Annotated in this window: 9 protein-coding genes and 1 pseudogene; 5 read left to right on the top strand and 5 right to left on the bottom strand. The window is 69.5% G+C overall.

Annotation, left to right across the window (positions count from 1 at the left end; all coding sequences use genetic code 11):
• From AC2W7C_RS13000 to AC2W7C_RS12990, 3 genes are all read right to left on the bottom strand, one after another.
• Nucleotides 1-727: DUF885 family protein (locus AC2W7C_RS13000; protein ID WP_486001814.1), on the bottom strand; the 727-nt coding region annotated here is incomplete at its 3' end.
• Nucleotides 728-776: 49 nt separating this feature from the next.
• Nucleotides 777-1,718 (bottom strand): hypothetical protein, encoded by a 942-nt coding sequence (locus AC2W7C_RS12995; RefSeq protein ID WP_486001813.1) that lies wholly within the window; start codon nucleotides 1,716-1,718, stop codon nucleotides 777-779.
• Nucleotides 1,719-1,758: 40 nt separating this feature from the next.
• Entirely contained in the window at nucleotides 1,759-2,229 is a 471-nt protein-coding gene (locus AC2W7C_RS12990) for a hypothetical protein (RefSeq protein WP_486001812.1), read from the bottom strand.
• Nucleotides 2,230-2,438: 209 nt separating this feature from the next.
• Here AC2W7C_RS12990 and AC2W7C_RS12985 point away from each other — a divergent pair.
• The 5 genes and pseudogenes from AC2W7C_RS12985 to AC2W7C_RS12965 form a co-directional block, all read left to right on the top strand.
• Nucleotides 2,439-2,606, top strand: a pseudogene (locus tag AC2W7C_RS12985) (response regulator transcription factor); the annotation flags it as partial.
• Between the two features lie 115 nt (nucleotides 2,607-2,721).
• Nucleotides 2,722-2,970 (top strand): hypothetical protein, encoded by a 249-nt coding sequence (locus AC2W7C_RS12980; RefSeq protein WP_486001817.1) that lies wholly within the window; start codon nucleotides 2,722-2,724, stop codon nucleotides 2,968-2,970.
• 143 nt (nucleotides 2,971-3,113) lie between these two features.
• Nucleotides 3,114-3,458, top strand: a complete 345-nt coding sequence (locus AC2W7C_RS12975) for a hypothetical protein (protein WP_486001811.1) — start codon at nucleotides 3,114-3,116, stop codon at nucleotides 3,456-3,458.
• A gap of 118 nt (nucleotides 3,459-3,576) precedes the next feature.
• The gene (locus AC2W7C_RS12970; protein ID WP_486001810.1) at nucleotides 3,577-3,942 is read left to right on the top strand and encodes a hypothetical protein; all 366 of its coding nucleotides are present in this window, start codon (nucleotides 3,577-3,579) and stop codon (nucleotides 3,940-3,942) included.
• 17 nt (nucleotides 3,943-3,959) lie between these two features.
• The gene (locus AC2W7C_RS12965; RefSeq protein ID WP_486001809.1) at nucleotides 3,960-4,358 is read left to right on the top strand and encodes a helix-turn-helix domain-containing protein; all 399 of its coding nucleotides are present in this window, start codon (nucleotides 3,960-3,962) and stop codon (nucleotides 4,356-4,358) included.
• A gap of 26 nt (nucleotides 4,359-4,384) precedes the next feature.
• Here AC2W7C_RS12965 and flgH read toward each other — a convergent pair whose 3' ends face one another.
• Together flgH and AC2W7C_RS12955 are read right to left on the bottom strand one after the other, a co-directional pair.
• Nucleotides 4,385-5,086, bottom strand: coding sequence for a flagellar basal body L-ring protein FlgH (gene flgH, locus AC2W7C_RS12960; RefSeq protein ID WP_486001816.1), 702 nt, complete (start codon nucleotides 5,084-5,086; stop codon nucleotides 4,385-4,387).
• An 18-nt stretch (nucleotides 5,087-5,104) separates the two neighbouring features.
• A complete protein-coding gene (locus tag AC2W7C_RS12955) occupies nucleotides 5,105-5,320 on the bottom strand; it encodes a flagella basal body P-ring formation protein FlgA (protein ID WP_486001815.1) in 216 nt (71 codons plus the stop codon).
• Between the last annotated feature and the right edge of the window lie 91 nt (nucleotides 5,321-5,411).

Below are 5,411 nucleotides of genomic sequence, written 5' to 3'. Positions count from 1 at the left end.
CCACGGCGCGGGCGGCGCGGGCCCGCAGGACGGCCTGCTGGTCGGCCGGGATGGAGGCGGGCAGGGTCGCGAACGGCTTCAGAAGCGGATCGGCCGCGGGCGTCAACGCCGCCTCGGGTTCGATCAGGGACAGGGCGTTCTCGACGACGGAGCGCGGCTGGACCAGGCCGGTCTCCAGCCCACGCCGGGCGTTGTCCAACTGGTCGGAAAAGATCTTGGGCATGGCCTCCAGCCGGGCGATCCAGGCCTCGGCGTCGGCGGTGGTGGCGATGCGGGTGACGCTGGCCAGATAGCCGATGTTCTGGCCCGGCCCGCCCTCGGAACTGAAGGCGTCGATGCGGCCGGTGTCCAGCGGGATGCGGTCGCGCGAGCGCTGGATGACGTAGACCAGGAAGGCGTGGTTCAGCCCGTCCTCGGCCGACAGGCCCGAAGGATCGATGGCGGCCAGCCGGTCGGCGAAGCCCTTGAGAACCGGCTCCTGGGCCTGTTCGAAGGCACGCGATGCGTCGGGCAGGCGCGACAGGGCGGCGCGGTCGCCCTCCATGCCGGCGGTGATCGGGTCCACCGACCGCAGATAGGCTTCGTAGTCCGACAGGATCGACGCCAGGGCCGGATCGTCCGCCTGGCGGGCCGCCGCCGCCGGCGGAGCGCCGGACTGGGCGAGCGCCGCAGGCGCGGCGAAGGCGGCGAGCAGGGCGACGGCGCTGGCGGCGATGACGATCTTCATGAGGTCCCTCCCGGATGGGGCGGGACTGCATCCCAGCGGGATGCGCGCGTCAACCGCAGAAGGCGAAGAAGCGCTCGACCCGCTCGGCCGAGCCGGGATGGGGGGCGTAGGTCTGCCGTTCGTCGCCCCGCCAGAGGGCCAGCCAGCCCAGCCGGCGGAAGCGCAGGAACACCGGCTCGTCGGTCTTGGCCTCGGCGGTCAGGAAGGCCCCTTCGTTCAGCTCCGAGGGTTCGGATTTCGCCCGGAAGCGCTCGGTGTCGCCGCCGGACTCCAGATGGATTTCGGCCGGCGCTCCAGCCGGAGCCGTCGCGCTGAGCTCCAGCCGTCCCGATCGGCGCCGGCAGTCCAGGCCCAGGCGCAGGTCGTCGCTTTCCGCCAGCCCGTAGGCCAGGCGCGCGGTGTCGCCGTCCTCGTGGAAGAACCAGTCATAACCTTCGACCGGGACCGGGGCGGACGAGGCGGCGGGCGAGGGGCCAGAAGGCGTCGACGCGCACGCGCCCAGCGTCAGGGCGGACAGAAGCAACGGAAGGGTCAGGCGCATGGGCGCTCCGCTCTCAACCCGAGCACAGTTCGGCGAAGCGGCGCAGCTTGGCAAGGTGGGCGGCCGGCACTTCGACTGCCGACGCTGTTCGCCCACGGCGACGCCCAGGCGCCCCGTGGCGCCGAAGGCCGCGAAAGCGGGATGGTCCGTCCGCATGGCCAGCTTCAACCCGCCGCCGCGTCCCGGCTCCACCTCGGCGACGGCCGAGGCGGAGCCGGCGGTCAGCCGGGCCATGCCCGAGAGAGGGTCCCCGCCGTACAGGGTCAGGCGCGCCACGCTGCTGCCGGGCGTGCATTCCAGCGTCGTTCGCAGGTTGGCGGTGTCGGGAATCTCGTTGGCGAGGACGACGGGGGTCTCGTCTCCATACAGGGTCCAAGTCCATGCGCTCTCGGGCGGGACGGTCTGTGATCCTAGGGCCAGGGCCCCGGCGGCGAAGACGGCGGCGATCATGGTTCAGCCCCCCGCTGAGTTCCCGGACAAGGAGATCTGGTCAGACCTTGTCGCTTCCGCAATAGGCGAAGAATTCCGTGATCATCCGGCGCTCGTCCCGCGTCGCCGTCAATTCGAAATCCCCCGCTTCGCCCTGAACGGCCAGGGCGCCGTCGCGTTCGAGACGGCGCAGCGTTGGATCGCCCGTCGAGATCAGCGTCTCTTGGGGCAGGTCGCCGTCCAGAGGATCGATTTCGGCGGAGGTCCGCGAGGCCCGGATCAGCCGCGCCCGCGCCGGCTGGACGTCGCCGTAGACCACGGCCTGGGCCCCGTTTCGCCGACAGGTCATCATCAACGCCAACTGATCGGAGTTCTCCACGCCATAGGCCAGCTTGGCCAAGCCGGGCTCGTGGCTCAGATGCCAGCCCATCTTGCCGGACGCTTGGGCGACATCGGCGTCGGTCGCGCGCGATTGCGCGGCGATGGCGATCAGGCCCAGGGCGGCGACGGCGGGAATGGCGAACTTCAACATGGCGGACACTCTCGTCTGTCCGGCAAACGCCGTTGCGCGTTAACGGTTCACCGCTCCGCTTGAATCGTGCAGGCGCCGTCGAGGGTTGTGATCGATTTATCGCTGCTCGCGCGAACAGGAATCATCGAATGATGGCTCCGCAGCCGAAGCATGGTTGACGCCCCGCGGCCACGGGGTTTGGTTAGGCCGACGGGCATGAGAACAGCGACATGGGATCCACGGAACTCCTGACATCGCGCGAACGGGAGTGCCTGCGTCTGGTGGCTGCCCACATGCAGTCCAAGCAGATCGCCCGTCGGCTGGGCATCAGCCCCTCCACCGTCGATCGCCACTGCGAAAAGGCGATGCGCAAGCTGCAGGCCGGCGATCGCGTGACCGCGGCGCTGATGCTGGCGGCCGAGGAGAGCATTCAGAACGAGTCGGAATGGGGATCAGTCCCAATCGCCGAACGCCCTTCCGTCTGGCCGGATGAGCCGGCGAAAGGGGGGCTGTATGACCCATCAAGTACGACAACCAGAAACGCTTCCGTCGATCAGTTGGGAGCAGCTGGAAGCGGTTATGATCAACCTCGCGGACACGGAAGCCAAACGGCTGATGGTCCGGCATCTGGTGGAGGGCACGCGCAAGCAGGCGGCCTTTCTGCCGGTCGAGGAGACGATCCGGGAGATTCTGTGCATCGGCTTCGCGCTGATGGATGGCGACTTCCAGCCGCAGGCGCCTACGGCCCCCTTGCACGCCTAGCCCTGGTCGTGGGGTTCGCCGCCTTCGTGGCGGCCACCGCGGCTTTGTTTTTCGGCGCGGAGCAGGTCGCCTTCCTCTTCCAGTGGCTCCGCTACGGGAAAGACGGACCCTGACCCGCCTGTCTCATCGAGAAGGCAAACAAAATGAAACGAGTGGATGTGGCGATCGACCTCGCGGAACAGCTGTTCCAGGCGGAGGCCGCGATCGAGGAGGCCTACTGCAAGATCGGCGCTCTGGCCCAGGCGCTGCCCCGGGCCCGGATGCAGTCGGGCATGGCCTCCACCGTCGGTCAGGCCGCGTTCCAGGCCCTGATGGAATCGATGGCCGGCCAGGTTCAGTCGCGCAGCGCCATGATTTCGGTCCATGAGGAACTGGCGCGGCTGAAAGAGATGTCTCCGTACAGATCGGTGGCCATCGGGGGCGGCCTCAAGTCCGAAGAGCCCGTGCCTCGTCCGGCGCCCGAGGGGCGACTTGCTCTAGTCAGCTAGTCGGACCAAGGATGGCGCGGGCAGGGGAGCTCGCGCCATTCTCGCATTATCAGTCTATATCGCGGGCTTTGTCGCGCTGGCCGCTACGGCGCTTCTCGCCTTCTGGCGGGGGAGCGCGTTGGAGAAGCAGGTCGCCTGCGTCGTCGCCGCGGCCTGGGTCGCTTCGGCCCTCGCGCCGCTGGGCGGCCGAATCGGTCCGGCCGGCCTGTTGGTCGCTATCGATGTCGGCCTACTGCTCTATCTGATGTACCACGCCGCTTTTTCGCGCCGGATGTGGCCAGTGGCGGCGGCCGGGTTCCAGATGCTGATCGTGGCGACCCACGCCACCTTCGCCCTTCGTATCCAACTGGAACAATGGGGCTATTTCACCGCCTACTATCTATGGAGCTGGGGCGTTCTGCTGTGCGTCGCGATCGGCGCCTTGAGATCGCCCCGACCGCGTGCAACGGGGGCTTGCGAAGAGGGTGCGGACGCGCAACCCTGATTGCGAGGAGTCTCCCCATGCCTTTCGATGTTGACGCCGTTGATCCCGTTGACCGCTATGTCGGCGCCCGTATCCGGGCGGAACGGACCCAGGCCGGCCTGACCCAGTCCCAGCTCGGCGCCGCCGTCGGCGTCACCTTCCAGCAGATCCAGAAGTACGAGCGCGGCACCAACCGCGTGTCGGCCTCGATGCTGGTCCGCGCCGCCAAGGCGCTGGGCGTCAGCGTGAGCTGCCTGTTCCCCGAGCCCGACGGCGCGCCGGACGAGCAGGCCGCCGCCGGCATCGGCGCCTTCAAGGACGGCCGCGTGCTCGCGGAGTGCTTCGCCGCCATGTCGCCCGAGCAGCGGCAGATCCTGGTGTCGGTCGCGCGCGAGTTCGCCGGCAAGGAACGGCGCAGGGCGGCCGCCGAGGGCTGAGCCTCGGCGCCGCCGACGCCGATACGTCAGAACGGACTGAAGCGCTCCACCAGCGACTGGGCCGCCGGCGTCGCCTGGACGCGGCTGATGTCGCCGCGGCCGCCGTAGCTGATGCGCGCCTCGGCGATCTGGGTGTGGGCGATGGTGTTGGCCGAGGAGATGTCCTCGGGCCGCACGATGCCTGCGACCGTCAGCTCGCGCACTTCGCGGTTGGTGCGCACTTCCTGCCGGCCCTGGATGACCAGATTGCCGTTGGACAGCACGTCGGTCACCACCGCCGCGATGGTCAGGTTCACGCGTTCCGCACGGCTCACCGAGCCCGAGCCTGCGGCGTTGGATTCCCCTTCCATCCCGATCATGTTGGCCGGATCGAAGCCGCCCGGGAAGGCGCGGCCCAGGCTGTTCTCCAGCCCGAAGAAGTTGGTCACGCCGCCCGAGATGGCGTTGGTCCGGCTGCGGTTGGTCGAGTTCTGGGTTTCGGCGCGGTCGTCGATGTTGATGTTGACCGTCACGATGTCGCCGATCCGGCGCGCGCGCTGGTCGCCGAAGAAGGTGCGGGCGCCCGTGCGCCACAGGCTGTTGGCGCTGGCGGCGCGGTCCAGCCGCTGCTGTTCCGGCGAGGGCTGATAGGCCTGGCTGGTCGGCACCAGGGCGGCGGGATAGCCGATGGGCGCCAGTTCCGGGCCGCGCACGGCCTCGATGGCGGTCGAGCAGGCCCCCAGCGACAGGGGCGGCGGCGGTGACGATCAGGGCGGTGCGCATGGGTTACTCTTCCCTCTAGCGGGCGGCGAACTGTTGGGCGCGGAGCGCCTGGGCGGCCGGGCCGGCGACGGCCTGTCGGCCGGTGGCGCCGCGTCGATGATGCGGCCGGACTGAAGGTTGCGGATGGCCAGGCGCTGGCCGGGCGCGGCGTTGCCCTCGGCGCGGCCCGAGATGGTCAGGCGGACGCCGTCGGCCTCGATAGGCCACCTCGACGATGTCGTTGCGGCTGATGACCCGCTCGGACGCCGACGGCGCCGAAGCCGCGGCGCGGCCTCGGCTAGGGCGGGGGTC

The organism is Brevundimonas sp. CURTG3B2_SDJG (genome assembly GCF_057364705.1).
Note: the sequence above shows the minus strand (reverse complement) of the source record. Positions and strands in the feature narration are given on the sequence as shown.

Bases quoted from the DNA above. Each gene is read 5' to 3' on its own strand.
- AC2W7C_RS12995 (WP_486001813.1), bottom strand. From the start codon at position 1,718: ATGATCGCCGCCGTCTTCGCCGCCGGGGCCCTGGCCCTAGGATCACAG.
- AC2W7C_RS12990 (WP_486001812.1), bottom strand. From the start codon at position 2,229: ATGTTGAAGTTCGCCATTCCCGCCGTCGCCGCCCTGGGCCTGATCGCC.
- AC2W7C_RS12980 (WP_486001817.1), top strand. From the start codon at position 2,722: ATGACCCATCAAGTACGACAACCAGAAACGCTTCCGTCGATCAGTTGG.
- AC2W7C_RS12975 (WP_486001811.1), top strand. From the start codon at position 3,114: ATGAAACGAGTGGATGTGGCGATCGACCTCGCGGAACAGCTGTTCCAG.
- AC2W7C_RS12965 (WP_486001809.1), top strand. From the start codon at position 3,960: ATGCCTTTCGATGTTGACGCCGTTGATCCCGTTGACCGCTATGTCGGC.